This is a genomic window from Microbispora hainanensis (assembly GCF_006874475.1).
Taxonomy (GTDB): domain Bacteria; phylum Actinomycetota; class Actinomycetes; order Streptosporangiales; family Streptosporangiaceae; genus Microbispora; species Microbispora hainanensis.
Genome location: NZ_VIRM01000087.1, coordinates 1 through 16,598, shown reverse-complemented (window position 1 = coordinate 16,598; position 16,598 = coordinate 1). Strand labels below are relative to the sequence as shown.

The window sequence follows — 16,598 nt, the reverse complement described above, 5'->3', positions numbered from 1 at the left end:
TCACCGTGGAACCTCCCGCGACGAGGGCACACCGGCTGCGCTGGGCCCTGAGCGACACGTTCGTCATCGCGGGGCGCAGCTTCTCGCAACTGCGCGCCCAGCCCGGCCAGATCGCCGCCGAGCTGGTCGCCCCGGTCATCATGACCATCCTGTTCGGGTACGTCTTCGGCAGCGCGATCAGCCTGCCCGGCGGGGGCGACTACCGCGACTACCTGATGCCCGGGATCTTCATGCAGGTCATGGCGCTGTCGGCGGTCGCCGCCGCCACGTCGGTCGCGGAGGACATGGCGCGCGGCATCATCGACCGCTTCCGCGCCCAGCCCATCGCGCGCATGGCCGTACTGGCCGGGCGGAGCTTCGCGGACATGTCCAAGGACTGGCTGTCGCTCGCCACCATGAGCGTGTGCGGCCTGCTGATCGCGGGATGGCGTCCGCACGGCACCCCTCTGGGGACACTCGCCGGTTTCGCCCTGCTCGCCCTGTTCGGGTACGCGATGATCTGGCTGGGCACGTACATCGGGCTGTTGGTGAAGAACGGCGCGCAGGCGGACGCTGCGACGTTCGGCTGGCTGTTCCCGATGACCTTCCTGGCCAACGCGTTCGTGCCGCTGGAGGGGCTGCCCGGGTGGCTGCGGGCGATCGCGGACTGGAACCCGATGAGCGCCGTCGTCTCGGCCGCCCGGGAACTGTTCGGCAACCCCGGCTCGGCCGCCGCCTCCTGGCCTCTCCGGCATCCGGTGCCGGCGTCGCTGTGCTGGTCGCTGCTGATCATCGCGGTGTTCGCCCCGCTCGCCGTACGGCGCTACCGCACGGCCGCCCCTCGATGACACGATGAGACCGTGATCGACGTCCCGCTGAAGAGGTTCGAGGAGCTCGTGGCCGAGGCGCTCGACACGATCCCCCCGGATCTGGCCAAGGTCATGGACAACGTCGTGGTCGTGGTGGTGGACGACCCGCCCGAACCCGGCCTGCTCGGGCTCTACACCGGCATTCCGCTGACCGAGCGGGGCGACTGGTATTCGGGGGTTCTCCCGGACCGCATCGAGATCTACCGGAACCCGACACTGGAGATCTGCGAGACCGAGGACCACGTGGTCGAGGAGGTCCGCATCACCGTCGTCCACGAGATCGCCCACCACTTCGGCATCGACGACGAACGGCTGCACGAGCTCGGCTGGTGACGGCGTTCGTCGATGTTTCCGCTCGTCAGGGCGGTGATCGTCGTTCGCGGCGCGCGAAACGGGACCGGCAGCGGGTTGCAAAAGTCGCCCGCGGCAGGCACTGTAAGTGACATGTTGACCACGGGCTGTAAGATCCAGTCGCCGCGGCGGACACCGGCGGACACGGCCGGCGGAGCGACCTCTGCGGAGTGAGATGGCGGCCACCAAGCCCGGCAGGCTGTCCGGCCGGCACCGCCGTGCCCCCGAGGTGCGGGCGACCTATCGGGAGGTCGCCGCGATCCCCGAGTTCCGGGCCCTGTGGCTCGGACAGGGCATGTCGCTCCTCGGCGACCAGCTCGCCCAGGTGGCGCTCGCGGTGCTGGTCTACAGCCGGACGGCATCGCCGCTGGCCACGGCCGCCGTCTACGCGCTGACCTACCTGCCGCCCATCGTCGGCGGGCCCCTCCTGTCCGGGCTCGCCGACCGATACCCGCGCAGGCGGGTCATGCTCTGGTGCGACGTGCTGCGCGCCCTGATGCTCGCCGTGATGGCCCTGCCCGCCACACCGTTTCCGGTGCTGTGCGCGCTGGTCTTCTTCGTCGTGCTGCTCGGCGCGCCGTTCTCGGCCGCCCGCGCTGCGCTGCTGCCCGAGGTGCTGGAAGGCGACCGGTACGTCGTGGGCTCGGCCCTGCAGAACGTCACCAACCAGGCCGTGCAGATGCTGGGGTTCGCGGCAGGGGGCGCGGCGATCGCGATGCTCGGGCCCTATCGGGCGCTGGCACTCGACTGTGCGACGTTCCTCGGGTCGGCCCTGGTGATCGTCGCGGGGGTGCGACATCGCCCGGCGCCGCTGCGCGAGGACGACGAGCGGCCGTCCATGTGGCGGATGACACGGTCCGGCGCACGTCTGGTGTTCGGCGAACGGCGGCTGCGCACGCTCGTCCTGTTCGCCTGGCTGTGCGGGTTCTACGTGATCCCCGAGGGCCTCGCGGTGCCGTACGCCGCGGCGCTCGCCGACGGGAGGCTGCCCGTTCCGGTGATCACGGGTCTGCTGATGGCGGCGATGCCGACAGGAACGGTCATCGGCGCGTTCTTCTTCGGGCGGTTCGTCACGCCCTCGGGACGGCTGCGGGCCATGGGGTGGCTGGCCATGCTGACCTGTGCGCCGCTCGTGCTGTGCGCGATCCGGCCGCCGCTGGAGGGCGTGCTCGCCCTGTGGGTGCTGTCCGGCGTCGGCGGGGCCTATCAGCTCGCGGCCAACGCGGCCTTCGTCCAGTGCGTGCCCGCCGCGGGGCGGGCGGCGGCGTTCGGGCTGGTGCAGTCGGGGCTGCTGGCCGCCCAGGGCGTCGGCATCCTCGTCGGAGGCGCCGCCGCCCAGCGACTCGGCCCAGAGGCCGTCGTGACGCTGGCGGGGGTGGCCGGGCTGTGCACCGCGGCCGTGCTCGCCATGCTCTGGACCGAGTCGCGCAGGGAGATCATCGCCAAGGTCCGGGCTGCCGCTACCTGAGTCAGGCCTGCGGACCCTGGTTCTGGGAGTCGCCGGTGGAGGGCCGGCCGTACGGGTGCTGCTCGTAGGTCGGGGCCTGAGGGGTCTGGGGGGCCTGCGGGGCCTGCGGGGGGTACGGGGTGCCGGTGGGGCGGCCCTGGTTCCAGCCCTGCTGGACGTTGTCCCACTTGGCCTTGGCGTCCTGCCAGACCCGGCCGTCCTTGTTCTTGTCGATGAGGTCCTGGACGATGGAGGCGTTCCTGCCCTCCTCGGGGAGGAGGAGCCAGGCGACGGCGTAGATGCCGACGCCGAGGCCGCCGAAGAAGCTCGCGACGGCGAGCCCGAGGCGCAGGATGTTGGCGTCGATGCCGGTGTACTCGGAGACGCCCGAGCACACACCGGCGATGATCCTGCCGTTCCGAGTGCGGTGGAGCTGCTTGACCGAACCGTTGGAGTTCATCTCGTTCATACCTCCACAGTGCCTTTCAGAGGGGTTGACGCACATCGGGATTCCCCCTGGCCCTACCCCGAGGGGGCCCGGATACCCTGACGCCATGGACGACCTTCTCGAACTCGACGATCAGCTCGACCCCGAGCACCGCATGATCAGGGACTCCGTAAGGGAACTGGTCTCCGACAAGGTCCTCCCCTACGTCGGCGAATGGTTCGAGCAGGGCACGTTCCCGGCCCGCGAGCTCGCCCCGGCCCTGGGCTCGCTCGGTCTGCTCGGCATGCACCTGGAGGGGTACGGCTGCGCCGGGCTCGACGCCGTCTCGTACGGCGTGGCCTGCCGGGAGCTGGAGGCGGGCGACTCGGGGCTGCGGTCGTTCGTCTCCGTGCAGGGGTCGCTGGCGATGTTCCCCATCTGGAAGTACGGCTCGGACGAGCAGAAGGAGGAGTGGCTGCCCCGGCTGGCGTCAGGGGAGGCCATCGGCTGCTTCGGCCTGACCGAGCCCGACCACGGCTCCGATCCCGCCGGCATGCGCACCACCGCCAAGCAGGACCCGTCCGGCGACTGGATCCTCAACGGCGCCAAGATGTGGATCACCAACGGCTCGATCGCCGACGTCGCCGTGGTGTGGGCGCAAACCGACGAGGGCATCCGCGGCTTCGTCGTCCCCACTTCGACCCCCGGCTTCTCGTCCGCCGAGATCCACCGCAAGCTGTCGCTGCGGGCCTCGGTCACCGCCTCTCTCTATTTCGACGACGTACGGCTGCCCGCCTCCGCGGTGCTGCCGGGCGTCAGGGGGCTGAAGGGCCCGCTGTCATGCCTCACCGAGGCGCGGTACGGCATCCTGTGGGGCGTGGTCGGAGCGGGCCGGGCCTGCCTGGAGGCGGCCGTGGACTACGCCACCACGCGCGTGCAGTTCGGCAAGCCGATCGGCGCCTTCCAGCTCACGCAGGAGAAGCTGGCCTGGATGGCCGTCGCGCTCGGCCAGGCCGGGCTCACCGCCCTCCACCTCGGCCGGCTCAAGGACGCCGGGAAGCTGAAGCCCACCCAGGTCAGCTTCGGCAAGCTGGCCAACGTGCGGGCCGCGCTCGACATCGCCCGCGAGGCGCGTACGGTGCTCGGAGCCAACGGCGTCACGCTGGAGTATCCGGTCATCAGGCACATGACCAACCTGGAGTCCGTGCTCACGTACGAGGGCACTCAGGAGGTGCATCTGCTGACTCTGGGCAAGGCGCTCACGGGCCTGGACGCCTTCCGCTGACGCCTCCGTTCGCCGCGATCGGGGACAATCGCGTCGCCGAAGACGCGGTACTCTCTGTACCCTGCAACGTGGGGAGTGTTCCACGGATCACAGCGCGACACGGGCCGGGGTCCGCGGGGCACGACCAAGGGGTGCTAGCTCAATGGCAGAGCTGCGGACTTTTAATCCGTCGGTTCAGGGTTCGAGTCCCTGGCGCCCCACCCTCAATGAGCTGGGCAGACTCCCGAATCATGATCGATCGGAAGCCTGCCCGGTTGCATTTCTGGTTGCAGTTGTGCAATCGCCGGTTCACTCGTCCCACAGCGCGCGGCCCATCCGCGCCATGGCGTCGCCGGCCAGATTCTCGGTGACGTGGGTGTAGCGCTTCGTCGTGGTGAGCTGGGAGTGTCCGAGGATCACCTGAACAACCCGCATGTCTATTCCTTGCTCCAGGAGCAGCGTTGCCGCCGTGTGCCGGGCGTCGTGGACCCTGGCGTCCTTCTCGACCTCGGCCAGCCGGAGCAGTTCCTTCCACTCCTCCCAATCCTGCCGCGAGTCGATCGGGCTGCCGTCCGGCTCGCACCAGACGAGATCCCGGTCTTGCCACCTCTCCCCCGCCGCCGCGCGCTCGGCCTCCTGGGCTTCACGGTGCAGCTTCAGGAGCGGGATCAACGGCGGAGGGAGCGGCACCACTCGCCTGCTCTTGCCCTTGGGCTTCACGAAGGTCCACCCGCCGACGCGCTGAGGGCATGACGGCGCGTGCTTGGTGCAGCCGGGTTCGCAAAACTTCGGGCACTTGCCGCCGTGCCGGTCGCAGGAGGCCGGGCACCGCTGCTTGACGCAGGTGTGCCGCCGTCCGGACGTCCGCTTCGCCTTGGGGCAGTCGGCCGGGCACGGGTACCGGTGGAGGGCGGCCCCGCAGGCGTGCGGATCTGCGCAGCCGTGCCGGTAACGCTGGTGCTTGATCTGCCAGAAGATCCGGAGCTGTCCCCGCTTGAGGTCCACGTACTTCCACCGCAGGCCGAGCGCCTCACATTGCCGAAGACCGAGCGCGAGAGCCACCGACCAGCGCGTCCCGTTCCGGCGATCCTTGGCGACGTCGAGGATGTCGCGCGCCTCGTCCTCTGACAGGGGCTCTATCTCGACCTCCTCCCCGGTCGGCGCGTCGATCAGCCCGCAGACGTTCCGGGCGACGATCTCCCGCCGTACGGCGAGCTTGATAGCCCGCGACAGGATGCGATGGATTTGCAGGATCGTGTTCGGCCGGAGGTCCTGTTTGTTCAACCAGCCGTAGAAGGCATCCAGGTGTTCCGGCCGGAGCCGGTCGAGCCGATGGGCACCGAGCCGAGGAATGATCCAGCGCTCGACCTTGGGCCGGTAGGTGCTGACGAGGGTGGACTGACTGACGTTAAGCGGAGCGATTTCGTCGAGGTAGACCCGCATCCACTCCTTGACCGTCGGCACCTTGCCCGGCTTGTCGATCTTCCCCGAGTCGCGCGCCTTCTCCAGCTCTTGGACCTTGCGAGTAACCTCCGCTTCGGTCTTGCCGATGCGGTGCCGGCGGTCGGGCGTGCCGTCGTCTTTGACGCCCATCGTGACCCAGCCGTGCCACTTGCCGTCCTTGCCGAAATAGATCGAGGACCGGCCGTTGGGCTTACGGGACATCACGCCGCCCTTTCCGGCGCTGAGCCCGCTTCGAGCGCCCGCGCGAACTCCTGAAGAGCGTCAGCAGGCACCAGCCGGTATCCCTCGTACTTGACCGAGCGAAGCTGACCTGTCTTGATCAGCCGGAAGACCGCCGTACGGCTCATGCCGAGGACGACCGCCGCGTCTTTGGGTCGGTAGAAGAGTCTGTCCATCACGCTGCCCTCCCTTCAGCTGCCGAAAGATCTTGGCCGTCCCCCAGTGCCTGGAGTTGGTTCATGTGGTTGCGCCAGCGCTGGCGTTCGTGGACCGAGCGGAGCAGGCGCACGCCGATGGGGGCCAGGTCGGGATCACCGGGTTTGACCGGTCGCCAGATGTAGCGGTGGGGGTCGACCGGCTCGTCAGGAACGCCGAGGGCTTCCAGGACCCAGGTACGGCGGTCCTGCTTGTGTTCGGTCAGGGTCTTGTTGGACCACTTGCGGGAGACGAGGACGCGGCGGCCCGCGTAGCCGAGGTGGTCGGGCTTGTGGGCCTTGCCCTTGCACCGGCCGGGAGCCATGCCGGGTTTGGCGCCCTTGGGCTGGATGCCATAGCGCAGCCAGTTCGGGCAGGTCGGCGAGCACGGCTCGAACCGCAGGGCGTCGAGCAGTCGTTCGGCGTGTGCCTTGCGGCGTGGGTCGTCGGTGCCGAGCGCGTCGCCGAGGCTCTTGGTCAGGTACTTGGAGAGGTACTGGATGAGCTGGTCGGCGTCCGGGGTTCCGGCGAGGACGCTTTGTATGTCGAGCTGGTCGCCGAAGCGGAGCGCGTGCAGGGGTTCGGCGTCCTCGTCGGCGTCGAGTCGGTCGAGGGCCTGTTCCCAGGTCGGCAGCACTTCGCCGGTGTCGGGGTCGAGGTAGCCGGCCCCGTCCTCCCAGACCGGCAGGTAGTCCCCCTCGAACCGCACTTCGTCGGTCGAGGGCCACCACACTTGGTGGTAGGTGGCGGCGATGATCTGCCGCAGCTCGGCACGCGGGAGGGTGCCGCGGATCGCCATGTGCAGGTGCGGCGCGAGCCGCTTTTGAGGCTCGACGGTGGCGAAGTACTGCACGTCATATCCCGCGACGCGGCGGAGGTTCTGCACGAAGCGGTCCACGAGCTTGGAGAAGTGCAGGGCGTCGCGGGCCGCGCGCGCGTAGTCGTAGGTGTCCGGGGCGAGGGGCGCACCCTCCATTACCCGCCCGTAGGAGGGCAGGGTGAGCGTGACGAACATCGAGGGCCGGTAGGTCTTGCCGTCGGAGCCGGTGAAGGTCCGCCCGAGCGTGGTCTTGGTCATCTGCCGCTTGGGGAGATCCGGGGCGTCCTGCCGCCGCTTGGTCGAGCGCGAGCGCTTACCGGAGGTGCGGCCGAGGACGTTGCCGCGCATGCCCGCCCGGTTGATCTCCTCGTCCAGGTCCTCGATCGTGGCGTCCAGGTCGGTGGTGTCGCCGCTGGCCCTTTCGACTTCATCCCGCCACGCCTGGGCGTCGGCCCGCAGCTCGACGAGGTGCCGCTGATACTCGTCCGCGTTGTCGGGGAGGTTGACCGGTTCGTGGTCGAGGTGCCAGCCCTCTCGGCACTGTGCCCGCCGGAGTTGCCGGTTGCGCTTGGCACACGGCGGGCACTTGCTCTCCAAGGTGGCCCCGCAGGGAACGTCGATCACTTCGGTTTGTCCGGTGAGGATGTCCTGTCGCCGGAGCGGGACCGGGCGGATGCACACGCCGTACTGCTTGGCGATCTCTTCCACGACTTCACGGGCGAGGGGTTGTGCCATCCGGACGGCGCGGGGGGTGGAGCGGTCGTGCGGGTTGGTCACCAGTCACCCCCGCACCCGTCGAGGGCGTCGACCAGGTCGAGGCCGTCGACCATGACGGTGGCTTTCTCGCCGCACTCGTGGCACTCGACGATCCCGCGCACGGGGTCGAGCCACAGGACATCGAGGGCACCGCAGCCCGAGCAGCGTAGGCCGTCGAGGATGTGAGCCAGGCGCATCATCGGCCCTCCCCCGCGAACTCGGCGACCATCGCCCGGATGTCGGTGTCGGAGACGTAGGCCGCGCGCACGCGAACCGGATCGGGTGAGGTCTCCAGCCGGACGTAACCGACGCCCGCGCCCAACTCCGGGACAGGTGAGATGTGGTCGGCCAGCGCTCCCCGGTCGCGTGCGCCGTCGCCGAGGACCATGTCCACCTGTTCCGACTCGTCCAACCGGAGGGCGATCTTGTCGGGGAACAGGTTGCGGATGTTCATGACCTCCTTGCGGGGGTCCTGGAGAGCGGCCATGACCCCGACGCCGACCGCGCGCCCTTGGGTGGTCAGGGTGGCCAGGGCCGCCGTGATGCGCTGCCGGAGTTGCTTGTCGGGCTGGTAGGCGGTCAGGAACGCCACCTCGTCCACGAGCACCAGGACGAACGGGTCCGCCACGGTTGGCGTGTGGAAGCGCTGGAGGCCGGCGAACCGGTCGGCCCGCTCCTGCATCACGCTCACGGCCTCGTCGAGCAGGTCGGCGCACTCCTTCGGATCGGCCGCATACCGGGCACCGAACAGCGCCCGCCCGAAAGACAGTTCCATCCGCTTGGGGTCGAGCGCCCAGACCTGCACCAGCCCGGCCCGCATCGCCGGGAGCAAGCCGCGGATTGTCGACCACAGGTAGGAGCCCTTACCCGCGCCCGTGGCCCCGGCGATCAGGACGTGCGTGCCGTGGACCTTGAGCCGCAGCGGTGTGCCGTCCTCGCATCGGCCGATCTCGACCGGTCCCACCGAGGCGACCTCGGGGACAGGAAGCGCGGGCAGTGGTTCGGCGAGGGGGTCGCGCCGGGGGAAGGTGAGCACGAGCCGCCCGGCCCGAGCGACGGCCACCCGGCAGGAGGGTGCGCCGAAGCCGTGGGCCAGGTGCTCGATGCGGTCGGCCCAGTCGGTGACGGCCTGGCCGTTGAGCATCTTCACGCTGACGCGGTCGGCCCAGCCGTCGCACTCCACCCGGACCAGGCGGGGCAGGTAGTCGCGTCCTCGGATGTGCCGTCCGAGGCCGGAGACGACCATGACGGGTTGCCAGTGCCGCCGGTAGACGGCGACGAGTCGCCACCAGGCCAGCAGCGGCCAGCCGACCAGGCGCAGGAACGAGGCCCGATCCAGCAGCAGCCAGGACATTCCGGCCGAGGGGAGGAACCCGGCCATCACCAGGGCCAGGCGCCAGCCGTACAGGGTCCAGATGACCCCGAGGCCGACCGGCACGGCCACCGCGACCGGATGCCGCACCACGAGACGGACCAGGCCCGCGAGCAGGCGCGACAGCCAGATCACGAGGGTGACGATGGCGGGGGTTTGCATGACGGCCGGGCGGAAGACCACGGCCGTGTCTGGGGTGGTGGAGACGAGGTTACGTGCCTCGTCGCCAGGCAGTTTTCGGAACATTAGACTTCGTGTCCTCTCGTGATTTCGCAGTCAGGGAGAGTTGAGGGGCCGCCGGAAGTTGCCGCTTCCTGCGGCCCCGCTTGCATCTCAGGCGGCCGTCTCGTCGATGACGGGGAGGGCGAGTTGGTCGGAGTCGGCCGACTGGTCGGCGTGCATGTGCTCGCAGTCGGCCAGGTACCGGGCGGCGGCGTCGAAGATGCGCCGGGCGGTCTCCACGTCGTTCGCGGTGGCCGGTCCGGCTCCGGTCGTGGAGATCGAGACGTACGCCTCGTCGGACTCCAGGACCAGGTATGGCCGCCCCGAGTCCAGCCTCCGGACGTCGGCGCGAAGGCCGGGGGTGTAGAACCCGACGTTCACGCGGGGCCGCTCGTCGGAGGTGATGGCGATGGTGAGGTAGGTGTAGGGGCCCGGGGTCATCGGACCGCCACCCCCTCACCGTTCGGGAGGCCGTGGAACATCCGCTCCACCGACCGGGCGAACGAGGCTGCCTCGCGCGCCAGGCAGCGGGCGAACTCCAGGTCATCCACGGTGACCCGGTCTCCGGCGGAAGTGGTGACGAGCACCTGGACGCCGCCGAAGACCAGCCCGAGGACGGGCGACCGCTGCGGATAGGGGTGGTTGGCCGCCGATGCGCCCGGCCCGGTCTTGAGGTTGATCGTGCTGACCGGCGGCACGGTCCTTCGCCCCGTCATGCCGCGTCCTTCGCCTGAGCAGCGGCCCGGCCGCCGCTGGAGCGGGGAGCGCGCATCTCCCGCACACGGATCGAGTAGGCCAGTCGGCCCGCCTGGTTGACGTACGGCGTGACGCTGATCCCGTCGAACTCCACGGGCGTGAACGGCAGGCCCGCCATGGGGGCCGGCGGCACCGGCTGGACGGGGGCCAGGATCTTGACGGCCACCGTCTTCTGCGCGGGCTTCAGGGTCGGGTCGGCGTCCATCACGGCGACCTGCCAGACGAGTTCCCCCGTCTGCTTGTCCCGCGCCTGGACGAACCGGCCGTTGGTCGATGCGTCGAAGTCCTTGACCTGCTCGACCTCCCCGACGACGTAGCAGCCGTGCGGGAAGACCATGTCGAAGGTCACTGGGATGGGTCCTTGTAGTGCCATCGCACATCTCCTTTCTCTCGCCCTCTCGACAACTCGTATTGTCGAGCTGTTTTCAGAGTACCCGCCTTCCCGGCACTCGACAAGTCGAGTTGCCGAGAATCTTGACGTGTTGGCTGCGTACGCTCTGCGGCATGACCGTAAATGACCCGAAACACGCGGAATCTGGTGGGCTCACGTGGGTGGACACCTTGGGCGGCCCCCACATCCTTGTGCCGCAGTCAGCTCTCCCGTACTGGCACGGGGCGCCGATGGACTCTTCCGAGGACGAAGGCGACTACGGCCGCGCCTGCTCCGTGCAGTCGTACATCGGGCCGATTCAGGTTGGTCCGGCCGAAGCCTTGGTCATATCCGAGCCATGGCTCACGACGTTCCTCGCCGAGCGCAAGGCCCTCATCCGCTGGGTTGGGGCGAACTCAGAGCAAGAACTGGTGGACGTGGCTACGGAGGTCATGGACGCAGGGTCAGTGCCGGAAGGCGAGGAATTGACGTATACCGTCGACGAGCCGCTGATTCTCTTCGATTCCGCTTATGGGCATGACGACATCGCCTCAGAAGAGCATCTCGTCGTCGACCTCGCCCCCGGTCGGTACACGGTACGCGCCGCCTATGTGGAGCATCCAAGGGCGTATCTGATCCTCGTTCGGTTCACATGAGTCGAGCGCCAGCCCGTCAAAGGGAGTAGGCGTCTTCCAGTTCGTGTAGGTCACCGGGGAGGACCAGGTCCACGATGAGGGCGGGTCGGCCGCCGCCGTTGTAGACGCTGGCCAGCACGCCGAGGACGGGCGCGGTCTTACGGAGTTCCAGGAGCTTGGCTTCTTCTGTCGAGGGGTGCCGTGCGCTGAGTCGTTCCGCGACGTGTTCGAGCTTGAGGCCCTTGGTGTGCTGGAGGTGCTGCCGGATGCCGGCGGTGAGTGGTTCGGGCTGGCCCAGGTCGGTACCTTCGGCCAGCTCCACCGGGCACCAGATGGTGACGAGGTCGACCGGCCGGTCGGCATCGCGGAACAGGACGCGCCGCATCATGACGGGTGACTTCTCGGGGATGCCGAGGAGCTTGGCGACGCTCGCGGGGGCCGGGTGCTCACCGACGCTTACGGGGGAGCCGTTCTCGTCGGCTTCCGCGCGGTCGAGTACGGCCCGGCCGGGCCGGGAGGCTTCCTCAGCCGCGGCCGGCGGCGTGGCTTTCACGAAGGAGCCTTTGCCGTGCTCGCGCTCGATCACGCCGCGAAGCTGGAGGACCTGGAGGGCGCGGACGACGGTGGGGCGGCTGACGTGGAACTCGTTGATGAGTTGCGTCTCCGACGGCAGGAGCGAGCCCGGAGGATAGGTGCCGTCCGCGATACGTCGCCGGATGGCCTGGACGATCTGCGCGTACTTCGGCGGAGCGTACTCTTCGGACGACATGACGACTTCCCTACAACTCGACTTGTCGTCAGCTTAGCTATCCGTCCTGATTCTGTCTGCCCCGTCGAAAGCAGAAGGCGCAACGGCGCGGGAGTTTCCTCACTGCCTTGAGGACTCGACCACGCCGCCGCGCCCGTTCACCCGCACCTGACCGGCCAGCATCGCCGCCCAGGTGAGCCATGCTTCCCGCAGCGGCCACCGGTGCGTCTCGGCGATCACCGGCGCACGCTCGTCCTGAATCGTCTTCCTGATGAACGCGACCCCGCCCGACTGGATCAGCTCGAAGAAGATCGCCAGACAGTCACACGTCCAGGCCAAAACGAGCTCACGACTGCTGGGGGTGGGGGCGAACCATACGAGTGCTTCGGCGTCGGCCTGGGGGCGCGGCAGGTGAGGGCTCAGATGCCGGGAGGTCATGCGCGGCCGTCCTCGATGTACCGGGGGTAGGGGTGCGTGCGGCGCAACTCCTCCCGCAGCAGGGCCACCCGCCGGGCGGTGGTGACGATGTCGTGCGCCGGGGCGAAGGCGAACACGAGTCGGCCGCTGGCCGAGCGCCGCCCTGTCGACCAGCGGAACCACCGGCCGTTGGTCCACACGAGCAGGTCGACCCAGACCGACAGGAACGCCACGCCGTGCCCGGCATGGACATCGGTGGCGATGCCGTGCCCGATGGACAACTCGGCGGACAGCAGCCCGGCCGCCCGCTCAGCGGTCAGCGGCACCTCGGGCGGCAGCGAAGGAGAGGCGATCGGGTCGAGCCAGCGGGTAGCCATCGGCCTCACTCCTCCGGCACCGTGCCGGAGCCCTGGCAGCCCAGGCACTCGACCGTGACCCGCTCACCCGCCACAGTCTCGCCGGAGGCCGGTTCTTCGGCCGCGACGACACCGCGCCGGGGACTGGCGTATTTCCAGCCCCGTCCTCCGCACAACCCACACTGACCAGCCATGATCCAACGATTGCCCGGCGGCCTGTCGCGTCTCGACCGCGTGCATGTCCCGCCTGGGCGCTTCGTGTCTCGCTTCGTCTCGTCTTTGCCTCCCCGTGATCCGCATCCCTGGTTAACCTGGGCCTACAAGGGCTCCCCAACCCCGAGGGCGCGGATGATGACCGAGCAACCGATCATGCTGAAGTCGCTCCTACGCCAGCGCCACTGGCAGACCTACAGCACCTTCTGCCGGGAGTACGACAAGGCCGCCAAGAAGGTGGACCCCGCCCTCGCGGGCAGGTGGCCCAGCCGCGCCCAGCTCCACCGCTGGCTGTCCGGCGAACTCAAGGGCCTGCCCTACGCCGATCACTGCCGGGTCCTGGAGGCGATGTTCCCCGGCCTGACCGCCCAGGAGTTGTTCTCCACCGAGGCCGCAGCGGCAGCGGCCGTACCGGCACCGAGGAGCACCCCGGACAACACCGCTCCCGTGCCTGACCCGTGCGAGGATACGCGCTTAGCCGACGTGACGGCCGTCTTCAGCAGCCGGTCCGCCTTCAGCGCCGCCTACCCGCCCGCCTCCCTATTCGACGGCGCCAAGGAGATCAACGCCTGCGGCCTGTCGCTGAACGTGCTCTGCCAGAGCTACCCCGACCACCAGCTCACCCGCCTACTGGAGCACGGCACCCGCATCCGCTGCCTGTTCCTGGACCCCAAGGGCGAGGCCATCATGGCCCGCGAACGCGAAGAGCACTACACCGACGGAACCCTTCAGACGTTGACAGCGCTCAACATCAGCATGCTCACCCGGCTCCGCGACCGGCTCGACCCCGAGGCCGCCGAACGGCTGGAAATCCACGTCTACGACGAGACGATCCGCTTCAACATCCTGATCGTGGACGGCTCGACCTGCGTCGTGCAGCCCTACCTACCGGCCGCCCGCGGAGTCGACTCACCTACGCTCGTCATCACCGACAACACCGCCGCCGACGGGCTGTTTCCCGTCTTCGACCAGGTCTTCACCTCTATGTGGGAGCGGAGCAAACCCGTATGACCCTTGACGCCCGCGCGCTACTGCCCATAGCCGAGCAGGCCGTCACCATCGCCAGCCAAATCATCACCACCAAGCTCCCCGGCGTGGTCACCGCTAAGGGCGACCGCGACATGGTCACCGAGGTGGACTACGCCGTCGAGCACACCGTACGCGACTTCCTGTCACGGGAGACGCCGGAGATCGGGTTTCTCGGTGAGGAGGAAGGGATCACGAGTGCCGGCGATGGCCTCATGTGGGCGCTCGACCCGCTCGACGGCACCGCCAACTTCACCCACGGCATCCCGCTGTGCGGCACCTCGCTTGGTCTGATCGACCACGACCGCTCCATCCTCGGCGTGATCGATCTGCCATTTCTCAGCACGCGGTACGCCGCAGCAGAGACGGCCGGAGCCACCGCCAACGGCCACCCGATCAGCGCCAGCACCACCGACGCTCTGGAGGCCGCCATCGTCTCGGTCGGCGACTACGCCGTAGGCAAGGGCGCCGAGGACAAGAACCGCGTCCGCCTCCCGCTCAACTACCAACTCGCCACCCGGGTACAGCGCGTCCGCATGTTCGGCTCCGCCGCCGTGGATCTCGCATGGGTCGCCGAGGGCAAGACCGATGCCTGCATCATGCTGTCCAACAATCCCTGGGACACCGCCGCAGGCGTCCTCATCGCCCGCGAAGCCGGAGCCATCGTCACCGACATCGACGGCACCCCTCACACCGCCAAAGCCCGAGCCACCATCGCTGCAGCCCCCAAAATCCTCGCCGACCTCGTCGAACTGGTCGCAGGGGCCGAAAAAGACGCGGACCGTACGGCCTAGCCTGCCGACTCTATGATCGTTGCCGCGCAGACTATACGCCTCAACAGTACGCATAAACGTCCTTAACGGGCGTTTTGGTACATAGGCGGTACTTCTGCATTGAGGCCTGCGGTGTACGCTCTGGAACGATATAAGGCAATAAGGAGCAGGAGCCTGCAATGCCCTTGCCACTGCTTCTGCTAGTTGGGGCAGTCGGATTTCAGAGAACGTAGGGAGAACCAGTGGCTCGGCGGCGTTCCCTCGCGGCGACGATTGCACAGATGCAGCGGGAGGCAGCTCGCGCTCAGGCGCAGCAGATCAGAGCTCAGCAGGCAGCCCAACGCAACGCCGAACGGGCCAGAGCCGCCTACGCTCGTGCCCAAGCTGCGGAGGAGAAGGAACGCAAGCGGCTCTACCAGGAGTCCCGCGCTGCTGATGTCGCAGCGATGAACGAGGCCTTGGAACTCCGCATGCAGGCGCTCGCCACGATTCTGCAGGCTACCTTGCAGGTCGATGACCACATCGACTTCGAGTCGCTCAAAAGACCCGCCACGATCCCAGCCTGGCAGCATAGACACCTAGAAGTTCCCACTCCGGCACCGCAGTGGGAGCAGTTCGCGCCGGCTGAGCCGACGGGTGTGGGAAAGCTATTCGGTAAGTCGAAGTACCAGCAGGCGTTAGCCGCTGCGCAGGGGCAGTTCCAGCAGGCCACGGCACAGCATCAGGCACAGGAGCGCGCCCGAACCCAGGCATTGGCGGAAGCAAGGGCCGCCTACGAGGGCATGGTGAGCGCCAGGAAGGCTGACGCCGCTCGACAGCACGCCGAGATCGATGCGTTTCGTAACGAATACGAGTCGGGCGACCCGGACGCGGTCGTCTCCTACTACGACATGGTCTTACAGCGTTCGAGCTACCCTGACGGCTTCCCTCAGCACTTCAAGATTGCTTTTGTTCCGGAGTCGCGTCAACTGGTCGTCGAGTATGAGCTACCAACTGTAGACATCGTGCCTGCAGTTAAGCAGCACCGGTATGTGAAGAGCACAGACTCCATCAACGAATCACCCCGCCCAGCTACGCAAATCAAGAGCACCTATGCAGCCGCAATCGCTCAGGTCGCGCTCAGGACAGTCCACGAATTATTCGAAGCTGATCGTGGACGGCACTTGGACGTAGTTGTATTCAATGGCGTCGTTGACACGATCGATCCAGCCTCGGGACAGAAGATCCGTCCGTGCCTGATCACGCTTCGCACCACCCGTGACACTTTCGGAGCGCTCGACCTTGCGCATGTTGATCCGCTCAAGTGCCTTCAGCACCTGTCCGCAGGGGTTTCCAAGAGCCCCGTAGAACTTACGCCGGTCCGCCCGGTGCTCGAGTTCAACATGGTGGATGCCCGCTTCGTGGAGGAGTCTGACGCTCTGTCGATTGTTGACAGTAGGCCCAATCTCATGGACCTCTCTCCCGGAGAGTTCGAAGCGCTGATCCAGAACCTTTTCACAAAGATGGGCCTCGAAGCACGACAGACACGAGCTTCACGAGATGGCGGCGTCGATTGCATCGCCTACGACCCTCGCCCCATCTTCGGAGGGAAGGTAGTGATTCAGGCGAAGCGCTATAAGAACACCGTAGGAGTATCAGCGGTCCGCGATTTGTTTGGCACGCTACAAAACGAGGGTGCAAGCAAGGGCATCCTTGTGACGACAGCCGGATATGGTCAAGCGTCATTCGAATTCGCAAAGAATAAGCCGATCGAGCTGATTGACGGAGCCAACCTTCTCTACCTCCTTGAGGAACACGCTGGAGTGCAGGCAAAGATAGTTCCCCCGGATGAGTGGCGCGATCCCGCGTAGGCTCAAGCACCTCCGCAAGGGTCCGCGCTTGTCGTTCTGCGACCTACACGGAAGCCTGCACACGTAAGT

21 protein-coding genes and 1 tRNA gene are annotated in these 16,598 nt (G+C 67.8%); 9 read left to right on the top strand and 13 right to left on the bottom strand.

Features of this window, described 5'->3' with window-relative positions; translation table 11 throughout:
• The 3 genes from FLX08_RS38605 to FLX08_RS38595 all read left to right on the top strand — a co-directional run.
• Positions 1-827, top strand: an 827-nt coding sequence (locus FLX08_RS38605; RefSeq protein WP_341874380.1) for an ABC transporter permease, incomplete at its 5' end; no start/stop codon positions are given.
• 12 nt (positions 828-839) lie between these two features.
• Entirely contained in the window at positions 840-1,181 is a 342-nt protein-coding gene (locus tag FLX08_RS38600) for a metallopeptidase family protein (RefSeq protein ID WP_142625214.1), read from the top strand.
• A 193-nt stretch (positions 1,182-1,374) separates the two neighbouring features.
• Positions 1,375-2,667, top strand: coding sequence for an MFS transporter (locus FLX08_RS38595; protein WP_142625213.1), 1,293 nt, complete (start codon positions 1,375-1,377; stop codon positions 2,665-2,667).
• A gap of 1 nt (position 2,668) precedes the next feature.
• Here FLX08_RS38595 and FLX08_RS38590 read toward each other — a convergent pair whose 3' ends face one another.
• On the bottom strand, positions 2,669-3,115 hold the full coding sequence (locus FLX08_RS38590) for a PspC domain-containing protein (protein ID WP_167530748.1): 447 nt from the start codon (positions 3,113-3,115) through the stop codon (positions 2,669-2,671).
• Between the two features lie 85 nt (positions 3,116-3,200).
• Here FLX08_RS38590 and FLX08_RS38585 point away from each other — a divergent pair, with 85 nt between their 5' ends.
• Together FLX08_RS38585 and FLX08_RS38580 are read left to right on the top strand one after the other, a co-directional pair.
• Positions 3,201-4,358, top strand: a complete 1,158-nt coding sequence (locus FLX08_RS38585) for an acyl-CoA dehydrogenase family protein (RefSeq protein WP_142625211.1) — start codon at positions 3,201-3,203, stop codon at positions 4,356-4,358.
• A gap of 128 nt (positions 4,359-4,486) precedes the next feature.
• Positions 4,487-4,558: transfer RNA gene (locus tag FLX08_RS38580), tRNA-Lys, on the top strand.
• 88 nt (positions 4,559-4,646) lie between these two features.
• Here FLX08_RS38580 and FLX08_RS38575 read toward each other — a convergent pair.
• The 8 genes from FLX08_RS38575 to FLX08_RS38540 all read right to left on the bottom strand — a co-directional run bounded on the left by FLX08_RS38575 (position 4,647) and on the right by FLX08_RS38540 (position 10,514).
• A complete protein-coding gene (locus FLX08_RS38575) occupies positions 4,647-6,002 on the bottom strand; it encodes a tyrosine-type recombinase/integrase (protein ID WP_208761948.1) in 1,356 nt (451 codons plus the stop codon).
• A complete protein-coding gene (locus FLX08_RS38570; protein WP_244313205.1) occupies positions 6,002-6,196 on the bottom strand; it encodes a helix-turn-helix domain-containing protein in 195 nt (64 codons plus the stop codon). The genes FLX08_RS38575 and FLX08_RS38570 overlap by 1 nt, the downstream gene beginning before the upstream one ends.
• On the bottom strand, positions 6,196-7,812 hold the full coding sequence (locus FLX08_RS38565) for a replication initiator (RefSeq protein WP_142625209.1): 1,617 nt from the start codon (positions 7,810-7,812) through the stop codon (positions 6,196-6,198). The genes FLX08_RS38570 and FLX08_RS38565 overlap by 1 nt, the downstream gene beginning before the upstream one ends.
• Positions 7,809-7,991 carry a hypothetical protein gene (locus tag FLX08_RS38560; RefSeq protein WP_142625208.1) on the bottom strand — a complete coding sequence of 61 codons (183 nt, stop codon included), beginning with the start codon at positions 7,989-7,991 and terminating at the stop codon, positions 7,809-7,811. Before FLX08_RS38560 ends, FLX08_RS38565 begins: the two co-directional genes overlap by 4 nt.
• Positions 7,988-9,409 carry an FtsK/SpoIIIE domain-containing protein gene (locus tag FLX08_RS38555; RefSeq protein WP_142625207.1) on the bottom strand — a complete coding sequence of 474 codons (1,422 nt, stop codon included), beginning with the start codon at positions 9,407-9,409 and terminating at the stop codon, positions 7,988-7,990. The genes FLX08_RS38560 and FLX08_RS38555 overlap by 4 nt, the downstream gene beginning before the upstream one ends.
• An 87-nt stretch (positions 9,410-9,496) precedes the next feature.
• Complete coding sequence (locus FLX08_RS38550; RefSeq protein ID WP_142625206.1) at positions 9,497-9,826, bottom strand: hypothetical protein; 330 nt, start codon at positions 9,824-9,826, stop codon at positions 9,497-9,499.
• The gene (locus tag FLX08_RS38545; protein ID WP_142625205.1) at positions 9,823-10,101 is read right to left on the bottom strand and encodes a hypothetical protein; all 279 of its coding nucleotides are present in this window, start codon (positions 10,099-10,101) and stop codon (positions 9,823-9,825) included. Before FLX08_RS38545 ends, FLX08_RS38550 begins: the two co-directional genes overlap by 4 nt.
• A complete protein-coding gene (locus tag FLX08_RS38540; RefSeq protein ID WP_139580428.1) occupies positions 10,098-10,514 on the bottom strand; it encodes a plasmid replication, integration and excision activator in 417 nt (138 codons plus the stop codon). The genes FLX08_RS38545 and FLX08_RS38540 overlap by 4 nt, the downstream gene beginning before the upstream one ends.
• Before the next feature lie 131 nt (positions 10,515-10,645).
• Between FLX08_RS38540 and FLX08_RS38535 the strand changes: the two genes are divergently transcribed.
• On the top strand, positions 10,646-11,167 hold the full coding sequence (locus tag FLX08_RS38535) for an Imm21 family immunity protein (protein WP_142625204.1): 522 nt from the start codon (positions 10,646-10,648) through the stop codon (positions 11,165-11,167).
• Positions 11,168-11,183: 16 nt separating this feature from the next.
• Here FLX08_RS38535 and FLX08_RS38530 read toward each other — a convergent pair whose 3' ends face one another.
• From FLX08_RS38530 to FLX08_RS41050, 4 genes are all read right to left on the bottom strand, one after another.
• Complete coding sequence (locus FLX08_RS38530; RefSeq protein ID WP_142625203.1) at positions 11,184-11,915, bottom strand: GntR family transcriptional regulator; 732 nt, start codon at positions 11,913-11,915, stop codon at positions 11,184-11,186.
• A 99-nt stretch (positions 11,916-12,014) separates the two neighbouring features.
• Complete coding sequence (locus FLX08_RS38525; RefSeq protein WP_142625202.1) at positions 12,015-12,332, bottom strand: hypothetical protein; 318 nt, start codon at positions 12,330-12,332, stop codon at positions 12,015-12,017.
• Positions 12,329-12,688, bottom strand: a complete 360-nt coding sequence (locus tag FLX08_RS38520) for a hypothetical protein (protein ID WP_142625201.1) — start codon at positions 12,686-12,688, stop codon at positions 12,329-12,331. The genes FLX08_RS38525 and FLX08_RS38520 overlap by 4 nt, the downstream gene beginning before the upstream one ends.
• 5 nt (positions 12,689-12,693) lie before the next feature.
• Positions 12,694-12,861, bottom strand: a complete 168-nt coding sequence (locus tag FLX08_RS41050) for a hypothetical protein (protein ID WP_167530747.1) — start codon at positions 12,859-12,861, stop codon at positions 12,694-12,696.
• A gap of 157 nt (positions 12,862-13,018) precedes the next feature.
• Between FLX08_RS41050 and FLX08_RS38515 the strand changes: the two genes are divergently transcribed.
• From FLX08_RS38515 to FLX08_RS38505, 3 genes are all read left to right on the top strand, one after another.
• A complete protein-coding gene (locus tag FLX08_RS38515; RefSeq protein WP_142625200.1) occupies positions 13,019-13,891 on the top strand; it encodes a DUF5919 domain-containing protein in 873 nt (290 codons plus the stop codon).
• Positions 13,888-14,700, top strand: a complete 813-nt coding sequence (locus tag FLX08_RS38510) for an inositol monophosphatase family protein (RefSeq protein WP_142625199.1) — start codon at positions 13,888-13,890, stop codon at positions 14,698-14,700. Before FLX08_RS38515 ends, FLX08_RS38510 begins: the two co-directional genes overlap by 4 nt.
• 260 nt (positions 14,701-14,960) lie before the next feature.
• The gene (locus FLX08_RS38505; RefSeq protein WP_142625198.1) at positions 14,961-16,529 is read left to right on the top strand and encodes a restriction endonuclease; all 1,569 of its coding nucleotides are present in this window, start codon (positions 14,961-14,963) and stop codon (positions 16,527-16,529) included.
• Positions 16,530-16,598 lie beyond the last annotated feature (69 nt).

Excerpts from the sequence above, each read along its gene's own strand:
- FLX08_RS38595 (WP_142625213.1), top strand. The coding sequence starts at position 1,375 with ATGGCGGCCACCAAGCCCGGCAGGCTGTCCGGCCGGCACCGCCGTGCC.
- FLX08_RS38590 (WP_167530748.1), bottom strand. The coding sequence starts at position 3,115 with ATGAACGAGATGAACTCCAACGGTTCGGTCAAGCAGCTCCACCGCACT.
- FLX08_RS38585 (WP_142625211.1), top strand. The coding sequence starts at position 3,201 with ATGGACGACCTTCTCGAACTCGACGATCAGCTCGACCCCGAGCACCGC.
- FLX08_RS38575 (WP_208761948.1), bottom strand. The coding sequence starts at position 6,002 with ATGTCCCGTAAGCCCAACGGCCGGTCCTCGATCTATTTCGGCAAGGAC.
- FLX08_RS38570 (WP_244313205.1), bottom strand. The coding sequence starts at position 6,196 with ATGGACAGACTCTTCTACCGACCCAAAGACGCGGCGGTCGTCCTCGGC.
- FLX08_RS38560 (WP_142625208.1), bottom strand. The coding sequence starts at position 7,991 with ATGATGCGCCTGGCTCACATCCTCGACGGCCTACGCTGCTCGGGCTGC.
- FLX08_RS38555 (WP_142625207.1), bottom strand. The coding sequence starts at position 9,409 with ATGTTCCGAAAACTGCCTGGCGACGAGGCACGTAACCTCGTCTCCACC.
- FLX08_RS38550 (WP_142625206.1), bottom strand. The coding sequence starts at position 9,826 with ATGACCCCGGGCCCCTACACCTACCTCACCATCGCCATCACCTCCGAC.
- FLX08_RS38545 (WP_142625205.1), bottom strand. The coding sequence starts at position 10,101 with ATGACGGGGCGAAGGACCGTGCCGCCGGTCAGCACGATCAACCTCAAG.
- FLX08_RS38540 (WP_139580428.1), bottom strand. The coding sequence starts at position 10,514 with ATGGCACTACAAGGACCCATCCCAGTGACCTTCGACATGGTCTTCCCG.
- FLX08_RS38535 (WP_142625204.1), top strand. The coding sequence starts at position 10,646 with ATGACCGTAAATGACCCGAAACACGCGGAATCTGGTGGGCTCACGTGG.
- FLX08_RS38530 (WP_142625203.1), bottom strand. The coding sequence starts at position 11,915 with ATGTCGTCCGAAGAGTACGCTCCGCCGAAGTACGCGCAGATCGTCCAG.
- FLX08_RS38525 (WP_142625202.1), bottom strand. The coding sequence starts at position 12,332 with ATGACCTCCCGGCATCTGAGCCCTCACCTGCCGCGCCCCCAGGCCGAC.
- FLX08_RS38520 (WP_142625201.1), bottom strand. The coding sequence starts at position 12,688 with ATGGCTACCCGCTGGCTCGACCCGATCGCCTCTCCTTCGCTGCCGCCC.
- FLX08_RS41050 (WP_167530747.1), bottom strand. The coding sequence starts at position 12,861 with ATGGCTGGTCAGTGTGGGTTGTGCGGAGGACGGGGCTGGAAATACGCC.
- FLX08_RS38515 (WP_142625200.1), top strand. The coding sequence starts at position 13,019 with ATGACCGAGCAACCGATCATGCTGAAGTCGCTCCTACGCCAGCGCCAC.
- FLX08_RS38510 (WP_142625199.1), top strand. The coding sequence starts at position 13,888 with ATGACCCTTGACGCCCGCGCGCTACTGCCCATAGCCGAGCAGGCCGTC.
- FLX08_RS38505 (WP_142625198.1), top strand. The coding sequence starts at position 14,961 with ATGCAGCGGGAGGCAGCTCGCGCTCAGGCGCAGCAGATCAGAGCTCAG.